At 65.7% G+C, this 17929-nt stretch carries 16 protein-coding genes; 10 read left to right on the top strand and 6 right to left on the bottom strand.

Annotated elements, in window-relative coordinates:
- Positions 1-23: 23 nt before the first annotated feature.
- Positions 24-593, bottom strand: coding sequence for a lipocalin family protein (locus ACCQ10_RS03465; RefSeq protein ID WP_039415704.1), 570 nt, complete (start codon positions 591-593; stop codon positions 24-26).
- 610 nt (positions 594-1203) lie between these two features.
- Here ACCQ10_RS03465 and ACCQ10_RS03470 point away from each other — a divergent pair.
- The gene (locus ACCQ10_RS03470; protein WP_372362234.1) at positions 1204-1515 is read left to right on the top strand and encodes a hypothetical protein; all 312 of its coding nucleotides are present in this window, start codon (positions 1204-1206) and stop codon (positions 1513-1515) included.
- Positions 1516-1584: 69 nt separating this feature from the next.
- Positions 1585-3678 carry a prolyl oligopeptidase family serine peptidase gene (locus tag ACCQ10_RS03475; RefSeq protein ID WP_372362235.1) on the top strand — a complete coding sequence of 698 codons (2094 nt, stop codon included), beginning with the start codon at positions 1585-1587 and terminating at the stop codon, positions 3676-3678.
- Between the two features lie 284 nt (positions 3679-3962).
- On the opposite strand, the gene ACCQ10_RS03480 is transcribed toward ACCQ10_RS03475, so the two are convergent.
- On the bottom strand, positions 3963-5147 hold the full coding sequence (locus ACCQ10_RS03480; protein ID WP_372362236.1) for a pyridoxal phosphate-dependent aminotransferase: 1185 nt from the start codon (positions 5145-5147) through the stop codon (positions 3963-3965).
- Positions 5148-5256: 109 nt separating this feature from the next.
- Between ACCQ10_RS03480 and ACCQ10_RS03485 the strand changes: the two genes are divergently transcribed.
- From ACCQ10_RS03485 to hslU, 8 genes are all read left to right on the top strand, one after another.
- Entirely contained in the window at positions 5257-7371 is a 2115-nt protein-coding gene (locus tag ACCQ10_RS03485; RefSeq protein ID WP_372362237.1) for a S9 family peptidase, read from the top strand.
- A 566-nt stretch (positions 7372-7937) separates the two neighbouring features.
- Positions 7938-8336 carry a YbaN family protein gene (locus tag ACCQ10_RS03490; RefSeq protein ID WP_372362238.1) on the top strand — a complete coding sequence of 133 codons (399 nt, stop codon included), beginning with the start codon at positions 7938-7940 and terminating at the stop codon, positions 8334-8336.
- A 41-nt stretch (positions 8337-8377) separates the two neighbouring features.
- Complete coding sequence (lptM, locus tag ACCQ10_RS03495) at positions 8378-8632, top strand: LPS translocon maturation chaperone LptM (protein ID WP_184442510.1); 255 nt, start codon at positions 8378-8380, stop codon at positions 8630-8632.
- Positions 8622-9473 carry a diaminopimelate epimerase gene (gene dapF, locus ACCQ10_RS03500; RefSeq protein ID WP_039414843.1) on the top strand — a complete coding sequence of 284 codons (852 nt, stop codon included), beginning with the start codon at positions 8622-8624 and terminating at the stop codon, positions 9471-9473. The genes lptM and dapF overlap by 11 nt, the downstream gene beginning before the upstream one ends.
- On the top strand, positions 9473-10144 hold the full coding sequence (locus ACCQ10_RS03505) for a DUF484 family protein (RefSeq protein ID WP_047697298.1): 672 nt from the start codon (positions 9473-9475) through the stop codon (positions 10142-10144). The genes dapF and ACCQ10_RS03505 overlap by 1 nt, the downstream gene beginning before the upstream one ends.
- A gap of 75 nt (positions 10145-10219) precedes the next feature.
- Positions 10220-11122: a tyrosine recombinase XerC gene (gene xerC / locus ACCQ10_RS03510; RefSeq protein ID WP_372363042.1), complete on the top strand. Its 903-nt coding sequence runs from the start codon at positions 10220-10222 to the stop codon at positions 11120-11122.
- Positions 11123-11423: 301 nt separating this feature from the next.
- Positions 11424-11975 (top strand): ATP-dependent protease subunit HslV, encoded by a 552-nt coding sequence (hslV, locus tag ACCQ10_RS03515; RefSeq protein WP_047697213.1) that lies wholly within the window; start codon positions 11424-11426, stop codon positions 11973-11975.
- Positions 11976-12075: 100 nt separating this feature from the next.
- Positions 12076-13443: an ATP-dependent protease ATPase subunit HslU gene (gene hslU, locus ACCQ10_RS03520; RefSeq protein WP_372362239.1), complete on the top strand. Its 1368-nt coding sequence runs from the start codon at positions 12076-12078 to the stop codon at positions 13441-13443.
- A 615-nt stretch (positions 13444-14058) separates the two neighbouring features.
- On the opposite strand, the gene ACCQ10_RS03525 is transcribed toward hslU, so the two are convergent.
- The 4 genes from ACCQ10_RS03525 to ACCQ10_RS03540 all read right to left on the bottom strand — a co-directional run bounded on the left by ACCQ10_RS03525 (position 14059) and on the right by ACCQ10_RS03540 (position 17894).
- The gene (locus ACCQ10_RS03525) at positions 14059-14514 is read right to left on the bottom strand and encodes a nucleoside deaminase (protein ID WP_372362240.1); all 456 of its coding nucleotides are present in this window, start codon (positions 14512-14514) and stop codon (positions 14059-14061) included.
- Complete coding sequence (locus tag ACCQ10_RS03530; RefSeq protein WP_372362241.1) at positions 14511-15011, bottom strand: GNAT family N-acetyltransferase; 501 nt, start codon at positions 15009-15011, stop codon at positions 14511-14513. Before ACCQ10_RS03530 ends, ACCQ10_RS03525 begins: the two co-directional genes overlap by 4 nt.
- Positions 15012-15159: 148 nt before the next feature.
- Positions 15160-16248, bottom strand: coding sequence for an HlyD family secretion protein (locus ACCQ10_RS03535; protein WP_372362242.1), 1089 nt, complete (start codon positions 16246-16248; stop codon positions 15160-15162).
- Positions 16245-17894 carry an MFS transporter gene (locus tag ACCQ10_RS03540; protein WP_184553048.1) on the bottom strand — a complete coding sequence of 550 codons (1650 nt, stop codon included), beginning with the start codon at positions 17892-17894 and terminating at the stop codon, positions 16245-16247. The genes ACCQ10_RS03535 and ACCQ10_RS03540 overlap by 4 nt, the downstream gene beginning before the upstream one ends.
- Positions 17895-17929: the final 35 nt, after the last annotated feature.

Here is a 17929-nt window from a genome sequence, read left to right on the forward strand (position 1 = left end):
GCCGAAGCGTAACGGCAGCCGGCCTAGCGCTCGTTCGGCACTTCAAAGCCCAGGCGTCCCACCTGTTCACGCAGCTGCGGCACCCGCTTGAGTTTGTCGGTGTAGATGGAATAGTCGTCGCGCATCTTGTTGACCAGGGTGCGGTACTGGTCGCGGCTCATGTCCGGCTTGCGCGCGAAGATCCAGGCCAGGTCGCGGCCGGGGTAGGAGATCAGCATCCAGGAACCATCCGGTGCGATTTCCAGGATGCGCTGCTTGGCCGGGATCACCTTGTAGAACCACACCCGCCAGTCGCGATTGCCGCTCTCTGCATCCACCGACGCGCGTGCGTTGACTTCCTTTTCCGGCTCGCTGAAGCCTTCGCGATACAGATAGCGCACCGCCACCTTGCCGTCTTCGACCAGGGTGTATTCGTCGCGACTGGTCACGTGGCCGCGCTCGACCGCGTTGGGCATGCGCGCAATCACATACCAGGTACCCATGATCTTGGACAGATCGATCGCCGGCTCGGTGGTGGACGTGTCCCTGGCATGTGCCACGGGCAGGCCGAGGACGAGCAGGAAAGCGAGGGCGATCGTAACGGTCAGGCGCATCGCAACATCACAAAGGGGCGGTAGGTGCAGCACACTACCGCATGCAGGGGGCAAGTTCGCGTCAACGGTCGGGCCTGGCGCGCGCCACCGGCCCAACGGCAGCCGCTGGCACCCCGAACGGCGGGTGACGCGTACGCAGCGGGTGCCGTTCAGTCCGGCCAAGGGCATTGCTGCGCATGGCTGGAACACCGGCATGGTGCCCATGCCGTGTTGAAGGGGGCCGCACATCGGGCTGCGGTGGCGAGGTGCGACATTGGACAGGCGTGCTGGCTGGCCGATCGCGCACTGAACGTGCATCGGTGCCGCCGGCTACCTTCTCGCTGACAGGCCAGCGCTGCCGCATGTCGGCAATGCGAAGGGGCGGTGCGAACGGCGTTGTCCCAAGCGCGCGAGTACTCGAACCCCGGACCCTGAATCCCGCCGGCCCACTCAACGCGCCCACGATCGCCACATGCCGCTGCCGAACGGCGCCGACCGTCCGCCGCCGCCCAGGCCCCGCGCAGCACCCGTCCGAGCGCCCGGCGATCCCAGTATCCAGGTCGCAGTCGGTGAGATGGACGCAGGCAATGCTGCACGCCTGTTCCGATCCCTTCTGCCACGGAGTGCCGCCATGTCGCATCGTTCTTCCCGTCGTTCCGAACGCCCCGACCCGCGCGTGTTGCGCCCGATCCGGCAGGTCGCCCTGGCCGGCCTGGCGCTGGTGTTGGTATGGCCGGCCGCGCGCGGATATAGCGAGTGGATCGGCTGGCTGCCGCTGTGGCTGGTGGGCATGCCGATGCTGGCCTGGTGGAGCCTGCACCGGTTCGCATTGCCGACGCTGGTGCGTCCAGGGGCACGAAGGGCCGCGCCGCGCCGACGCGGCCCGCAGGCGCAGCGCCGGGGGGTGGCTTCGCGGGCGGCGGCTCCGGCGCGCGCGGCCTGACCTTCGGCAGGGGAGGGCCGGCGAGGCGCTGTGCTAGGTTTTGCGGCATTGGTTTTTCCGGAAAAATACATGCCCAAGTTCGCCTCGATCTGCCTGGTTGCCGGCCTGATCACCGCTGGCGCCGTCTCTGCAGAGGAAACCGCTGTGTCCAACGACCCCTACGCCTGGCTGGAAGATGTCACCGGCGCCAAACCGCTGGACTGGGTCAAGGCCCAGAACGCCAAGACCGAAGCGCGCCTGGCCACCACGCCGGCGTTCAAGCAGATGGAAACCAGCATCCGCGAGGTGCTGGATTCGGACGCCAAGATCCCGGGCGTGCAGAAGATCGGCGCGTACTACTACAATTTCTGGAAGGACAAGCAGCACGAGCGCGGCCTGTGGCGGCGCACCACGCTGGACGAATACCGCAAGCCGGCGCCCAAGTGGGAGACGGTGCTCGACCTGGACGCGCTCAACAAGGCCGAGGGCGAGAACTGGGTCTGGCACGGCGCCGACTGCCTACGCCCGGAGTACCAGCGTTGCCTGATCGCGCTGTCGCGCGGCGGCGCCGATGCCGATGTCACCCGCGAGTTCGACCTGGGCAGCAAGCAGTGGGTCAAGGACGGCTTCTTCCGTCCCGAGTCCAAGGGCGGGCTGGGCTGGATCGACCGCGACACGGTCTATGTCTTCACCGATTTCGGTGCCGGCAGCATGACCAGTTCCGGCTACCCGCGCATCGCCAAGCAGTGGAAGCGCGGCACCCCGCTCAGCGCCGCGGCGGTGGTGTACGAAGGCAAGCCGACCGACATGTACATCGCGGCGATGCACGACGACACGCCCGGCTTCGAGCGCGATTTCGTCAGTCGCACGCTGGCCTTCTACAACGACGAGCTGTATCTCAAGGGCGCCGACGGCAAGCTGGTCAAGGTGGACGTGCCCAATTCGGCCAGCAAGGCGGTCAAGCGGCAATGGCTGACGCTGGAGTTGCGCGAGCCGTGGACGGTCGGTGGCAAGACCTACAAGGCCGGCTCGCTGCTGGCCACGCGCCTTGACGACTTCATGGCCGGCAAGCGCAGCTTCGATGTGCTGTTCGAACCCACCGAGACCACCTCGCTGGCCGGCGTGGCGTGGACCAAATCGCACCTGGTGTTGAACGTGCTGGAAGACGTCAAGAACCGCCTGAGCGTAGTCACCCCGTTGCAGGACGGCTGGAAGAAGAGCGCCTTCGTCGGCGCGCCCGCGTTCGGCACGGTGGATGTCAGCGCGGTGGACAGCGACGACAGCGATGCGCTGTGGCTGACCGTCACCGACTACCTGACGCCCACCACCTTGTCGTGGGTCGAGGTGGGCCGCGCGCCGCAACCGCTCAAGACCATGCCGACGTTCTTCGATGCCGGCAAGGACAGCATCGAGCAGCACTTCGCCACCAGCAAGGACGGCACTCGCGTGCCGTACTTCCTGGTGCGCCCGAAGGACCTCAAGCTCGACGGCAGCACGCCGACGTTGCTGTACGGCTATGGCGGTTTCGAGATTTCGATGACGCCCAATTACTCCGGTGGCCTGGGCCGCGCCTGGCTGGAAAAGGGGGGCGTCTACGTGGTGGCCAATATCCGCGGCGGCGGCGAATACGGCCCGCGCTGGCACCAGGCCGCGCTCAAGCAGAACCGCCATAAGGCCTATGAAGACATGGCCGCGGTGGCCAAGGACCTGGTGGCGCGCAAGATCACTTCCACCAAGCACCTGGGCGTGCAGGGCGGCAGCAACGGCGGCCTAATGACCGGCAACATGCTTACCCAGTACCCGGAGCTGTTCGGTGCGGTGGTGGTGCAGGTGCCGCTGCTGGACATGAAGCGCTACAGCCACCTGCTGGCCGGCGCCTCGTGGATGGCCGAGTACGGCAACCCGGATACCGACGACTGGAAATTCATCCAGACCTTCTCGCCGTATCACCTGTTCGATGCGAAGAAGACCTACCCGCCGGTGATCTTCCTCACCTCCACCCGCGATGACCGCGTGCACCCGGGCCACGCGCGCAAGATGGCGGCCAAGATGATCGAGGCCGGCAAGGACGTGACCTACTACGAGAACATCGAAGGCGGCCACGGCGGCGCAGCCAACAACGCGCAGGCTGCGCATATGGCGGCGCTGGCCTACAGCTTCCTGTGGGAGCGGTTGGCCGACTGAGTTGGTCTTGGAAGCAAATCCTCAACTTGATCTGCTTTTTTATGTGTTGCGTTGAACCAAGCCCTGGGCCGAGTGGTCCAGGGCTTTTTGTTATTTCCTTCTCCCGCCGGGAGAAGGTGCCCGAAGGGCGGATGAGGGTACGGTCGCACGCAGAAGGAGGTGTTCCTGAGCGCAAAAAGTAAAAGCGCAGAGCCTGAAAAAAGCTGCTTTTATCGACCGCAGTGAGCGATGTTGCGGCTGAATGCCGCTACAGCGATGAGCCGTGCGAAACGCGCGTCATGTGATCAAAAATGCTTCAACCCACGCGCAATCCGCTCCACCGCCTGCTCCAGGCGTGGCAGGCTCTGTGTGTAGGCGATGCGTACGTGCTGGTTGGCGCGGTGGAAACCGAAGTCGATGCCTGGCGTAAACGCAACATGTTCGGTTTCCAGGAAGTGCGCGCAAAACGCCTGTGCATCGTCTGAAAATCCGCTGATGTCGGCGTAGAGGTAGAACGCGCCTTGCGGTTCGACGGCGATCGTGAAGCCTAGCTCGCGCAGGGCGGGCAGCAGGTAGTCGCGACGTTGCTGGAACTGCGCGCGGCGCGCTTCGAAAATGGCGATGCTGTCTGGGGTGAAACACGCAAGCGCCGCGTGCTGCGCAATGGTGGAGGCGCTGATGTAGAGATTCTGCGCGAGTTTCTCCAGTTCCGGCACCGCGTCGGGCGGCGCGATCAGCCAGCCCAGCCGCCAACCGGTCATGCCGAAGTACTTGGAAAAACTGTTCAGCACAAACGCGCTGTCGTCCACTTCCAGCACGCTGTGTGCGTCCAGGCCATAGGTCAGGCCATGGTAGATCTCGTCCACCACCAGATGCCCGCCATGTGCACGCACGGCATGCGACAACGCGGCCAATTGATCGTGTGACAGCACGCTGCCGGTGGGGTTTGCCGGCGAGGCGACCAGCGCACCTACGCTGTCGGTGTTCCAGCACGCGTCCACCAGAGCCGGGGTGAGCTGGTAGTCGCTGTCGGGCCCCACAGGCACCAGCTGCGCGGCACCTTCGACCAGGCGCAGGAAGTGCCGGTTGCACGGGTAGCCGGGGTCGGCGAGCAACCAGTGCTTGCCGGGGTCCACCAGCAGGCTGCTGGCCAGCAGCAGCGCACCGGAGCCGCCGGGGGTGACCAGGATGCGTTCCGGGTCGACGGTGCAGCCGTAGCGTTGCGCATAAAACCCAGCAATCGCCTCGCGCAATGCGGGCAGCCCGCGTGCGGCGGTGTAGCGGGTATGCCCGGCGGCCAACGCGGCCTGCCCGGCGGCCACGATCGGCGCGGCGGTGGTGAAGTCGGGTTCGCCGATTTCCAGGTGGATCACATCGTGACCTGCCTGTTCGAGTGTGTTGGCGCGGGCCAGCAGCGACATCACATGGAACGGGGCGATGTCCTGGCTGCGTCGGCTATACCCGGCCGCGGGCGAAAGCGTTGAGTTCATTGCGAAGATGATAGGCCAGCATGACCTAGGACACATGACGTCCGGCGACGGGCTCTTCCACACTCGGGCGCTGGGATGGCATTGCGTTCATCCGACGGACCCCAATCTGATGAAACCTGTCCTGACCTTGTTGATCGCCAGCCTGATGACCACAACCGCATCCTCTGCACTTGCCGCTCTCCCCACGCCGCCAGACGTCGCCAGGCACCCGCATGTGGTCAAGGCGCCGTTCGGTGCGACCCGCAACGACGACTACTACTGGCTGCGCGACGACAAGCGGCAGGACAAGGCGATGCTGGCCTACCTCAACGCCGAGAACGCCTACACCGACAAGGTGATGGCGCCACTCAAGCCGCTGGAAGATGCGCTCTACAGCGAGATCGTTGGGCGCATCAAGCAGGATGATGCCAGCGTGCCGTATCGCGAGCGTGGTTATTGGTATTACACCCGGTTCGAGGCCGGCAAGGATTACCCGATCCAGGCGCGCCGCAAGGGCAGCATGGAAGCGCCGGAAGAAATCCTGCTGGACGTCAATCAGATGGCGCAAGGCAAGGGCTACTTCAGCGTGGGCGAGGCGGAGGTCAGCCAGGACAACCGCATTCTTGCCTGGGCGGACGATGCGATCGGCCGCCGTCAGTACACGATCCGTTTCAAGAACCTGGACACCGGCGAGATCTATCCGGATACCGTGGAAGGCGTTGCGGCCAACCTGGTGTGGGCCGATGACAACAAGACGGTGTTCTATGTCGAAAACGACCCGGACACACTGCTGACCGTCCGCGTCAAGAAGCATGTGCTGGGCACTCCCGCCAAGGACGATGTGCTGGTCTACGAGGAAAAGGACGACAGCTTCTACATGGGCGTGGGCCGCACCCGCGACGACAAGTACATCACCATCGGCGTGGAAAGCACGGTGTCCTCCGAAACGCGTTACGCATTGGCGGCCAAGCCGGACACCTTCAAGGTGCTGGCCAAGCGCGAGCGCGATGTGGAATACAGCGCGGAACACTTCGATGGCCGTTGGGTGATCCGCACCAACGCCGATGGCGCCGAGAACTTCAAGCTGGTGACTGCACCGACCGACGCGACCACGCGTCAGCAGTGGACCGACTGGGTGGCGCACGACGAGAGCGTGTATATCGAAAACTTCGAGTTGTTCGACGGCTTCACCGCCATCGAAGAACGCTCCGGCGGCCTGGAGCGTGTACGCCTGCTCAAGCGCGATGGCAGCCATGAATACGTCAAGGCCGATGAGCCGGCATATTCGATGGGCCTGTCGGTCAATCCCGAGCCGGACACCGCGTGGCTGCGCTACAGCTACACCTCGTTGACCACGCCGGCGACCACCTACGAACTCAATACGCAGACCGGCGAACGCAAGCTGCTCAAGCAACAGCCGGTGATCGGCTACGACCCGGGTAAATACGTCACCGAGCGGGTCTGGGTGACCGCGCGCGACGGCGTCAAGGTGCCGGTGTCGCTGGTCTACAAGCAGGGCTTCAAGAAGGACGGTACCGCTGCGTTGTTCCAGTACGCCTACGGCAGCTACGGCATGTCCACCGACCCGGCGTTCAATCTGCCTGCAGTGAGCCTGCTAGATCGAGGCGTGGTGTATGCGCTGGCGCATATCCGTGGCGGCCAGGAGATGGGCCGCAAGTGGTACGACGATGGCAAGTTGCTGCACAAGAAGAACACCTTCAACGATTTCATCGACGTCACCCGCGGGCTGGTGGCGCAGGGGTATGCCGCCAAGGACCGGGTTGCGGCGTCCGGCGGCAGTGCCGGTGGGCTGTTGATGGGCGCGGTGGCCAACATGGCGCCGCAGGACTATCGCGTGCTGGTGGCGCAGGTGCCGTTCGTCGATGTGGTGACCACCATGCTCGATGCCAGCATCCCGTTGACTACCAACGAATATGACGAGTGGGGCAACCCGGAAGCGAAGGACTATTACGAGTACATGCTGTCGTACTCGCCGTACGACAACGTGCGCAAGCAGGCGTACCCGGCGCTGTTCGTGGGCACCGGCTTGTGGGATTCGCAGGTGCAGTACTGGGAGCCGGCCAAGTGGGTGGCGAAGTTGCGCGATGACAATACCGGGACGCAGCCGATCGTGTTCCGCACCAACATGGAGGCGGGGCACGGTGGCAAGTCCGGGCGTTTCCGGCGCTACCGCGAACTGGCCGAGTCGTACGCGTTCGTGCTGGATCAGCTGGGCGTGAAGTGATCTGCGGGGCAAAACGACGCAACTGAGACTGCGGCATGCCTCCTTCTCCCGCCGGGATAAGGGGGCCGAAGGGCGGATGAGGGAAAGGTTGCGCAAAGGCATTGCAGCGATGCGATGACACGCGCCGTCTGAAGTCGTGAGTCCAGCCTTGAAGGCAGGGCTTGAGATAAAGCGTGGTCAAGGGCGCCGTGCGCGGGTGACCCGTGTTTGGCAAAGGTCACCTCACCAGAGCCGCTGTCGCTGGACGTGATGACGTCCTGCGCTTTTCCGCACGGGGCACTCTGCCTAGCTCGCAGCGCTCAGACAAGGGCGCTCCCGCGGCCGCACGCGGCTGCCATGCTCGCTCGCTGTCAGGTGGCGTGCTGAAACATGGCAAGGCACGCGCAACAGCCATGCGTGACGGTAGTGCTGCCAGCGCTCGGCCTGGCGCGCGTAGGGCCGCGTGGCCGCGAGGACAGGCGCGATTCAATGCGATGCGCCGGCACCTCGGGTCGGGACAGGCAGGACGCGCGCCTTGGCTGCGCTGGAGAGACCACCGTGGCCCGCTGTGGTCGTATCATTTGGCCATGACGCGACCGAACCGATTCCGCTGGGCCTGGTGGTTGCTGGCCTACGCCAGCCTGGCCACCGGCATCGTCGGGATCTTCGTGCCCGGGTTGCCGACCACCGTGTTTATCCTGATCTCTGCCTGGGCGGCGTCGCGTGGCTCCGAGCGCCTGCATGTGTGGTTGCTGTCGCATCCCCGCTTCGGGCCGGTGATCGTGGAATGGCAGACCTATCGCGCGGTCAGCCGCAAGGCCAAGTGGATGGCGACGCTGACCATGACGGTATGCGCCGGGATCATGCTGTGGTGCGTGCCGGTGTTCTGGGTGAAATGCCTGTCGATCGGCAGCATGGTGGTGGTGGCGATCTGGTTATGGCTGCGTCCGGAGCCGCCGCCGCGGGCGATGCCGGCGCCGCAGTGAGCGCACACGGCAGTCAGGGTGTTCTGGCTATACTCCGGTCCATGAGCATCATGTCCCGACCGTCTGTTCGTCTCGCACTGGTTGGTGCGACCTTCGTCCTGCTTGCCGCCTGCGGCAACAAGGGCCCGCTGGTGATGCCGCAGAAGCCGGTGCCGGTGGAAGCCCAGCCGGTGCCGCAGCCGCCGGATGCGCCGCAACCGCTGGATGAGTCGACGCCGGCACCTGCGCCCGCGCAGACCGAGCCCACGCCCGCCCCCACCACCGACCAGCCCGCTAGCAGCGGCAATGAGCGCTGACGGTCGCAGCGCGCGTCTGCGTTTCACCAAGATGCATGGCGCCGGCAACGATTTCGTGGTGCTGGATCTGCGCGACGGGGCGCCACCCCCGGACGCCGCATTGGCGGCGCGGCTGGCCGACCGGCATTTCGGTGTGGGCTGCGACCAGATCCTGACCATCGAGGCCCCGCGCAGCGACGGCGCCGTGGCGGCCTATGGCATCTGGAATTCCGATGGCTCGCCGGCGCGCCAATGCGGCAACGGCGCGCGCTGCGTCGCGGCCTGGCTGGTGCGTGACGGCACCGCCCAGGGCGAGCGCTTCGTCATCGACAGCCCGGTCACCGCGCACGCGGTCGAACGCATGGATGCCGGCACCTACGCGGTGGCCATGGGCGTGCCGCAGTTCGAGCCGACCCGCATCCCCCTGGCAGGGTTTGCACATGCGCGTGAGGAATATGCGTTGCCGGTGCACGGCGAGACGGTGCGCTTTGGCGCGGTTTCGATGGGCAATCCGCACGCCGTGCTGGAGGTCGGGCGCGTGGATGCCGCACCGGTGGAGCGCCTGGGCAGCTTGTTGCAGCAGAACGCTGCCTTCCCCGATTCGGTCAACGTCGGCTTTGCGCAGGTGGTGGACCCCACGCATGTGCGGTTGCGCGTATTCGAACGCGGCGTCGGCGAAACACTGGCCTGCGGAAGCGGGGCATGTGCCGCGGCGGTGGTGCTGATGCAACGCGGCCGCGTGGAGCGCGACGTGCGTGTATCACTGCCCGGCGGCGAGCTGCGCATTCGATGGCCCGGCGATCAGGACGAGGTGGTGATGTCCGGCCCGGCCGTGTTCGTCTTCGATGGAGAATGGAACTGATGAGCGACAACACGGACAAGTTCGGTGCGCACGAGGTCGCAACGTGGTTGCGTCGTCATCCCACCTTCCTCAAGCAGTTCCCGGATCTGGCCGTAAGCCTGCTGGTGCCGCGCGACGACGGCCCCACTGCCTCGCTGGCGACCTATCAGCTGGAAGTGCTGCGCGACAAGAACCGCGAGCTGTCGCGACGCCTGCACGAGCTGGGCAGCAATGCGCAGATCAACGAGCGGCTGGCGGTACGCACGCACCAGTTGACGCTGGCGTTGATGCGCCAGACCAGCGCAGCCGACACGCTCAAGGCAATGGCGGCCTCGCTGGCGGAAGATTTCAACGGCGAACTGGTGCGGCTGGTGTTGCTCAAGCCGGTTGCTGCGCTGGAGGCAGACTGGCTGCAGGTCATCGCCGCCGACGATGCGCGGCTGGCCCCGTTTCGCGATTGCCTGAGCGATGGCGAGCCGATCTGCGGCCGCCTGCAGGCCGACAAGCATGCGCTGCTGTATGCCGACCAGGCGGGCGAGGTGCAATCCACGGCGTTACTGCCGTTGCCGGGCATCGGCCTGATCGCTGTCGGCAGTAGCGATGCCAACCGGTTCTATCCCGGTATGGGCACGTTGTTCCTGCGCATGATGGGCGAGTCGCTCGGCGTGGCGCTGCAGCGTTTCGACGCGTGATGCCGGTCGCGCGCCGCATTGCGTTGCGGTTGCGGCGCAACGCAGCGTCGATGGCGCGGCAACGGGGTGGCTGAAGTGTCGTCGTCGGTGGATGCCTTCCTGTCGTACCTGCAGGTCGAACGCCAGGTCTCGGCACATACGCTGGATGCCTACCGGCGCGATCTTGCGGCCTTGCTGGGCTGGGCGGCCGAGCAGCACGGCGACGGCGCAACCGTGGAGGTTGCACAGCTGGATAGCGCGCAGTTGCGGCAGTTCGTGGCGGCCGAGCATCGGCGCGGCCTGTCGGCCAAGAGCCTGCAGCGGCGCTTGTCCGCCTGCCGCAGTTATTACGCGTGGTTGCTCAAGCATGGCCGCATCGCGGCCAGCCCGGCGGCGGCGTTGCGCGCGCCCAAGGCGCCGCGCAAGTTGCCGCAGGTGCTCGACGCCGACGAGGCGGTGCGGCTGGTCGAAGTTCCCACCGATGCGCCGCTGGGCCTGCGCGACCGTGCGCTGCTGGAGCTGTTCTATTCGTCCGGGCTGCGCCTGAGCGAACTCTGCGCATTGCGTTGGCGCGACCTGGATCTGGCCAGCGCATTGGTGATGGTGCTGGGCAAGGGCGGCAAGCAGCGGCTGGTGCCGGTAGGTTCGCATGCGATTGCTGCATTGCGCGCGTGGCAGCGCGACAGCGGCGGCCGCGCGGACACGCATGTCTTCCCAGGGCGCGCGGGCGGTGCGATTTCGCAACGCGCGGTGCAGATCCGCATCAAGCAACTGGCGGTGCGCCAGGGCATGTTCAAGGACGTGCACCCGCATATGCTGCGGCATAGTTTCGCCAGCCACATCCTGGAATCGTCGGGTGATCTGCGCGGTGTGCAGGAGTTGCTCGGGCATTCGGACATCGCCACCACGCAGATCTACACGCATCTGGATTTCCAGCACCTGGCCAAGGTCTACGACGCCGCGCATCCGCGTGCGAAGCGTAAGAAAGCGACTGAGTAAGCGCTGGGGTGTGTGATGTCAGCGACATCGCTGCATGATTGGCTGATGGACCTGATCTGGCTAATGCAGCGGCGAGCCGTCCATTAGCGGCGGCGGGCGCGTTCTGGAGAGGGGCTAGGTGGCTAGCGCGTTGGCATGGCCTCACTGTCTGCTTTCGGAGTGAGTGCGGCGCGCGTCCTGTTGAGGCAGTCGATCGCCGTGTCGCGACGCTTCTCTGTGTCGCGTGCCCGCGTCGCTTCGTCGCAGCGCGCTTGAACCCGGCAGGGGCGTCCCCACCTCTTTGGAAACCCCCGGAGGACCCATGGATCCCAGCCAGAACCCCAACATCGTTCACGCCACCACCATCATTTCGGTTCGGCGTGGTGGGCATGTCGCCGTCGCGGGCGATGGTCAAGTCACGCTCGGCCATACGGTCATGAAGGGCAACGCGCGCAAGGTGCGCCGGCTCGGCCGCGAAGGTCAGGTGCTGGCGGGCTTTGCCGGCGCGGCCGCCGATGCCTTCACCCTGTTCGAACTGTTCGAAGCCAAGCTCGACAAGCACGGTCAGCTGACCCGCGCCGCGGTGGAACTGGCCAAGGACTGGCGCACCGAGCGCCGCCTCGGCAAGCTCGAAGCGTTGCTTGCGGTGGCCGACAAGGAGACTTCGCTGATCATCAGCGGCACCGGTGATGTGATCGAGCCGGAAGACGGCATCATCGCCATCGGTTCCGGCGGTTCTTACGCCCTGTCGGCCGCACGCGCGCTGCTGGCGCATACCGAACTGGATGCCAAGACGATTGCCGTTGAAGCAATCAATATCGCCGGCGATATCTGTATCTATACCAATCGCAACGTGGTGGTTGAAGAGCTGTGAATCGGGAGTGGGGATTGGGGATTCGCAATAGCGCTCCTTTCCCTGCGCCCGGACACCTCTCGACCGTTCCTACTCCGCTTTTACGAATCCCCAATCCCCAATGCCAAATCCCGATACTTCAACCATGACTCCGCGCGAAATCGTGCAGGAGCTCGATCGTCATATCGTTGGCCAGCACGACGCCAAGCGCGCGGTTGCCATCGCGCTGCGTAACCGCTGGCGCCGCATGCAGTTGCCGGAAGAACTGCGCAACGAGGTGATGCCTAAGAACATCCTCATGATCGGCCCGACCGGTGTCGGCAAGACCGAGATTGCACGACGTCTTGCAACACTGGCCAACGCACCGTTCGTCAAGGTCGAAGCCACGCGCTTTACCGAGGTGGGCTATGTGGGCAAGGACGTGGAGCAGATCATCCGCGACCTGGCCGACACCTCGGTCAAGCTGTATCGCGAGCAGGCCAAGGTGCGCGTGCGCAACCAGGCCGAGGAACGTGCCGAAGACCGGATCCTGGATGCGCTGCTGCCGCGCCGCGCGGCCGGCATCGGGTTCGACCCGGAAGCGGCGCGCAACGAGCCGTCGTCGCAGGACAACGAAACCCGCATCAAGTTCCGCCGCATGCTGCGCAACGGCGAGCTGGATGAGCGCGAGATCGAGCTGGAAGTGGCCGTCAATGCCAGCATGGACATCATGACCCCGCCGGGCATGGAAGAAATGGGCCAGCAGTTGCGGCAGATGTTCGCCAACATCGGTGGCGGTAAGTCGCAGAAGCGCAAGCTCACCATCAAGGCCGCACGTCCGCTGTTGATCGAGGAAGAAGCCGGCAAGCTGGTGAACGAGGACGATGTGCGCACTGCGGCGATCGAAGCCTGCGAGCAGCATGGCATCGTGTTCATCGATGAGATCGACAAGGTGGCCAAGCGTGGCGAAGCCGGCTCCAACGGCGGCGATGTCAGCCGCGAAGGCGTGCAGCGCGATCTGCTGCCGCTGGTGGAAGGCTCCAACGTGTCCACCAAGTACGGCACGGTCAAGACCGACCACATCCTGTTCATTGCATCGGGCGCGTTTCACCTGGCCAAGCCCAGCGACCTGATTCCGGAATTGCAGGGCCGCTTCCCGATCCGGGTGGAATTGACCGCGCTGACCAAGGCCGATTTCGTGCGCATCCTCACCGAGCCCAAGGCGGCGTTGATCAAGCAGTACGAAGCCCTGCTGCAGACCGAGGGTGTGCGCTTGACCTTCGGCGCCGATGCGGTGGAGCGCCTGGCCGAGATCGCCGCGCAGGTCAACGAGCGCCAGGAAAACATCGGCGCGCGCCGGCTGCACACGGTGCTGGAGCGTCTGCTCGATGTGCTGAGCTACGAGGCGCCGGATCGCGACGGCCAAAGCGTCACCGTCGATGCGGCCTATGTCGATGCGCAGCTCGGCGAGCTGGTGCAGGATCCGGACCTGAGCCGCTACATCCTCTGATCGCAGCGCAGCTGCGCGCAGATGCCGAATGCAATGCGCGGATGGCATCTGGCGTGAAATGCAGTGCAAGCGCGGCAGAAACGCATCGCAGGACAATGCATGCTGGCAGATGCAGTCAAAGGCCGAGTCGGTCGAGGGCGCGATGCCCTCACCGCTTGCAGGACACGCCGTGAATCCATCCCTGAAGGCTCGGTGGCGGCATCCATGCCGCCACACGGTCCTGCAAGCGGCGAGGACACCGCACCAGACAATTGGTCGGCGCTCATCTAAAAAAGCTGTCCGTCGTGTGGTGTGCATCAGACCTGTAGCCAATGCTTCAACGATCGAACAAGGCGCATCCAGCACCGCTCTACCATGCATACCGGCCATCTCGACTGGTCCTTGCCCGGCCACCGTCGCGGGACCCTGAGCGGCATGGATGCCGCGCCGGAGCCTACATGGACGTACTTGCGGCGTGTCTCGCGATGGTGGCCAGGCAAGGGCCCTGCAGCCAGCTTGCAGATCACTCCCTGCAACGACCCCTGCAACGACGGCTCAGATCATCGCCTCTGCAATGGCCCCTCACCTCGGCAGCCGCCTGCACTGCACAGCCACCTGCTAAATCCGGCAAACCGCTCAGTCCTCGCCGATGTCCTCGTTCCACACATCCGGGTTGGTGGAAATATAGCCACCGAGCAGATCGATGCATTCCTGGCTCTGCAGATCGATCACGTTGACGCCGTGCTCGCGCAACCACGCGATGCCGCCCTGGAAGGTGACCGACTCGCCGACTACCACGGTGCCGATGTTGAACTGGCGCACCAAGCCGCTGCAGTACCAGCACGGCGCCAGCGTGGTGACCATGATGGTGTCCTTGTAACGGCGCTGGCGGCCGGCCTTGCGGAAGGCATCGGTTTCGCCATGCACGGACGGGTCGTTTTCCTGCACGCGGCGGTTATGGCCGCAGCCGAGCAGGCGCCCGTCGTTGTGATACAGCGCTGCACCAATCGGGATGCCGCCTTCGGCCAGGCCCTGGCGGGCTTCGGCAATGGCGGTGTCGAGCAGGGCGCGGTAGTCGGGGGTGGTGATCATGCGGACTCCAGGGTGGCCGCGCCGGCGGGGCGCAGCATGTCGAGATGGGGAATGCCGTCTTCCAGATACTGCGCCGATGAGGGCACAAATCCGTGGGCGGCGTAGAAGGCGTGCAGGTGGGCCTGCGCACCCAGTTGAATCGCGCTGCCGGGCCAGTGCGCGTGCACCAGCCGGATGCCTTCGCGTAGCAGCGCGTGGGCCAGGCCGGTGCCGCGCTGTGCGCCGGCGACGACCACGCGGCCGATGCTGGGCTCGGGGTAACTCAGCCCCGGCGGCAGCACACGCAGGTAGGCGGCCAGCTCTCCGGTCTGCGTGCTGCCCAGCACATGCAGCACGCCGGGCTCGGTGTCCTTGCCATCCAGCTCGGGATAGGCGCACTGCTGTTCCACCACGAAGACATCCGTGCGCAGCCGCAGCAGCGCATACAACTGCACGGTGCTCAGCTGCGCAAAGCGCAGGTGCTGCCATTGCAGGGGTGGCGTTGGCATGGAGGGCATGCGCGCATGATAGCGGCTGCTCCGCCTGCGGGCGGCAAGCGGGTGCGGCGCATGGGGGCTGCGCCGGCGACCGAAGCGCTCTGCACTGCAGTGCACGCATCTGGGTCCGCACGCCGTGCCTGTGCACCCGCGATACCGTCAGCCGCGCTCAGTCGCCCGCGCTGGCGGTATCGACCGCGACCACCACCGACATGCCCGGGCGCAGCCGTGGTGCCAGCGCCTGGCCGGGGTCGACGCTGATCCGCAGTGGAATGCGCTGGGCGATCTTGACGAAGTTGCCGGTGGCGTTATCGGCCGGCAGTACGCTGAATTCCGAGCCGGCGGTCGGCGAGATCTCCTGCACGCGGCCCTGCAGGCGCGCGTTGTCCAGCGCGTCCACGGTGAAGCTGGCGCGCTGGCCCACGCGGATCTTTGCCATCTGGGTTTCCTTGAAGTTGGCCACGACCCACAGCGTGTCCGGCACCAGCGACATCAGTTGGGTGCCGTTGGTGACGTAGGCGCCCTGGCGCACGCCGAGCTGACCAAGCTGGCCATCGCGCGGGGCCACGATGCGCGTATTGTCCAGATTGATCTGCGCCAGCTGCAGGGCGGCCTGTGCATTGGCAACGGCCGCTTCCAGCGCGGCGCGATTGACGGTGACGCTGCGCGCGTTCTCTTCGGCTGCCTGCACGGCAGCACGGGCCTGGGTGACGCCGGCATCGGCCTGCGCGCGTGCGGCAAAGGCGGTGTCGCGGTCCTGCTCGGAAACCAGCTTCTGGCTGGCCAGCTGTTGCGCACGCGCATACGCCGAGCGGGTACGGTCGCGCTGCGCCTGATTGCTGCTCAGCGCCGCACGTTGTTCGGCAATGGTGGCCTCGGCGCTATGCCGCTGCTGCTCCCAGTTGGCCAGGTTGGCCTGTGCGGTCTGCACTTGCGCCCTGGCCTGTTCGAGTTGCTGGGCGTAGATGCGGTCGTCGATGGTGGCCAGCAACTGGCCATGTTTGACGTGGGCGAAGTCCTGCACCGGCACGTCGGTGACGTAGCCGCTGACCTGCGGCGCGATGACGGTGATCTGGCCATGCACCATGGCATTTTCGGTGCGCTCCACGGCACTGACGAACGGCGGCAACTGCCAGGCGTAGAGCACCAGCGCCACGCCGATCAAGGCGAGCCCGCCAAAACCAATCGCGCCGGTGATGCGCCGGCGGCGCCGGCGTTGCTGATCGGCGACAGAGGGAGCTTCGGCAGGTGTATTCATGGGCGCACAGGGGAGGCAGGAGAAGGGGACGGCACGGACGGGCGCAGATAACGCCGCCACACCAGCACGGACAGGATCCACAGCCCGGTGGCGATGGCAATGCAGCCGATCAGCAGGAACACATCGTTGTAGGCCAGCACATTGGCTTCGCGCGTGGCCACGCTGCCCAGTGCACGCACGCCCTGCGCCTGGCGCAGCGCCGGGTCGCCGATGGCGCGCCCGTAGACGTTGGCGTATGCCTGCACGCGCGCGGCCACTTGCGGGTCGGTCAGCACCAGATGCTCGACCAACTGGCTGGAATGGTATTTCTCGCGTACCACCTGCACGGTGCCGAGCAGGGCGCTGCCGAGCAACCCGCCCATGTTCTGTGCCATGCCGAACAGCACGATGAAGCTGATCAGGTTGCCCGGTTGCGCAATGACCCGCCCGATCCCGGCCACCATGGCCGGGCCGATGAAGAACGTGCTGCCGAAGGCGAGCAGGAATTGGCTGACGTACATCTGTTCGGGGCGGGTGAGGCTGGTGGCATCGGCGTCCATGAAGCAGCCGATGCAAATGGCGGCCACCGCGATGATCAGGTGTTCGGCAACCCGCGCCGGGTTGATCAGCCACGCACTGGCGGCCACGCCCACCACCGCGCCCAGCAGCATCAGCGCAAACAGCGTCTGCAGCTGCACGTTGGCCAGGCCCAGGGTCTGAAAGAAGCCGATCGCGCCGGTGCTCTGTTCCGACAGCACCAGGCGGATCAGCAGGATGGCCAGCCCCAGCCGCAGCATGTCCGCGCTGGCCAGCCAGCGCGTGTTGATCATCGGGTTGCGGCGGTTATGTTCGATCCACGCCGCCAGGCACAGCAGCACGATCGAGGCCGCCAGCACCACGCCCAACCACGGCGTACTGGTCCACCACAACAGCCGGCCCAGCGACAGCACCGCCGCCAGACCGGCCGCACCGGCGGCGAACAGGCTGAAGGTAAGGAAATCCAGCGGCTCGAATACCCGATAACGGTCGCCCGGCGGCAGCTTGAGCGCCAGCACGCAGGCCAGCGCAAACACCGCCAGCCCGAACTCGAACAGATACAGCCCCTGCCACTGGCCAAATTCCAGCAGGTCGGTGGAAAACACCCGCGCCAGCGGCAACGCCAGCTGGGTGACGCCCAGCCCCAGCACCACGGCCTTGAGCCGGTATTTGCCCGGAAACGCCTGGATCACGTAATACAAGCCCAACGAGCTGAGCGCGGCGCCGACCAGGCCGTGGGCGGCACGCACGGTGATCGCCGAGCTCAGGCTGTGCACGAACAGATGCGCCAGTGCGATGGCCGCATATAGGGCCAGGAAGATCTCGGTGAAGCGGCGCAGCCCGAACTGCTGGCGAAATTTCACCAGCAACAGGTTCGCCGACATGTTGGTCATCACATAGGCGGCCGGCAGCCAGGCCATTTCGGTGGCGTAGGCGCCCAGCGCGCCCTGCAGGTAGGGCAGGTTGGCGGTGACCAGCGCATTGCTCAGGCCCCCGGTCAGCGCCACCACCATGCCGACCAGGCCGTACTGGATGCGGCGCCGGGTGGGGTGCAGCGGGGTGGAGGCCGAGCCCGGCAGGGTGGGCTTTTCGTGGGGCTGCCAGTCGCGCTGGGCGTACTTGTCACGCACGCAATGCTCGCAGGGCAGGGGCGGAAGAGTGCGCG

This window comes from Xanthomonas sp. NCPPB 1325, from assembly GCF_041477645.2.
Classification (GTDB): Bacteria; Pseudomonadota; Gammaproteobacteria; order Xanthomonadales; family Xanthomonadaceae; genus Xanthomonas; species Xanthomonas cannabis.

Coding starts and splice junctions, on each gene's coding strand:
- ACCQ10_RS03465 (WP_039415704.1), bottom strand. CDS start 593: ATGCGCCTGACCGTTACGATCGCCCTCGCTTTCCTGCTCGTCCTCGGC.
- ACCQ10_RS03470 (WP_372362234.1), top strand. CDS start 1,204: ATGTCGCATCGTTCTTCCCGTCGTTCCGAACGCCCCGACCCGCGCGTG.
- ACCQ10_RS03475 (WP_372362235.1), top strand. CDS start 1,585: ATGCCCAAGTTCGCCTCGATCTGCCTGGTTGCCGGCCTGATCACCGCT.
- ACCQ10_RS03480 (WP_372362236.1), bottom strand. CDS start 5,147: ATGAACTCAACGCTTTCGCCCGCGGCCGGGTATAGCCGACGCAGCCAG.
- ACCQ10_RS03485 (WP_372362237.1), top strand. CDS start 5,257: ATGAAACCTGTCCTGACCTTGTTGATCGCCAGCCTGATGACCACAACC.
- ACCQ10_RS03490 (WP_372362238.1), top strand. CDS start 7,938: ATGACGCGACCGAACCGATTCCGCTGGGCCTGGTGGTTGCTGGCCTAC.
- lptM (WP_184442510.1), top strand. CDS start 8,378: ATGAGCATCATGTCCCGACCGTCTGTTCGTCTCGCACTGGTTGGTGCG.
- dapF (WP_039414843.1), top strand. CDS start 8,622: ATGAGCGCTGACGGTCGCAGCGCGCGTCTGCGTTTCACCAAGATGCAT.
- ACCQ10_RS03505 (WP_047697298.1), top strand. CDS start 9,473: ATGAGCGACAACACGGACAAGTTCGGTGCGCACGAGGTCGCAACGTGG.
- hslV (WP_047697213.1), top strand. CDS start 11,424: ATGGATCCCAGCCAGAACCCCAACATCGTTCACGCCACCACCATCATT.
- hslU (WP_372362239.1), top strand. CDS start 12,076: ATGCCAAATCCCGATACTTCAACCATGACTCCGCGCGAAATCGTGCAG.
- ACCQ10_RS03525 (WP_372362240.1), bottom strand. CDS start 14,514: ATGATCACCACCCCCGACTACCGCGCCCTGCTCGACACCGCCATTGCC.
- ACCQ10_RS03530 (WP_372362241.1), bottom strand. CDS start 15,011: ATGCCCTCCATGCCAACGCCACCCCTGCAATGGCAGCACCTGCGCTTT.
- ACCQ10_RS03535 (WP_372362242.1), bottom strand. CDS start 16,248: ATGAATACACCTGCCGAAGCTCCCTCTGTCGCCGATCAGCAACGCCGG.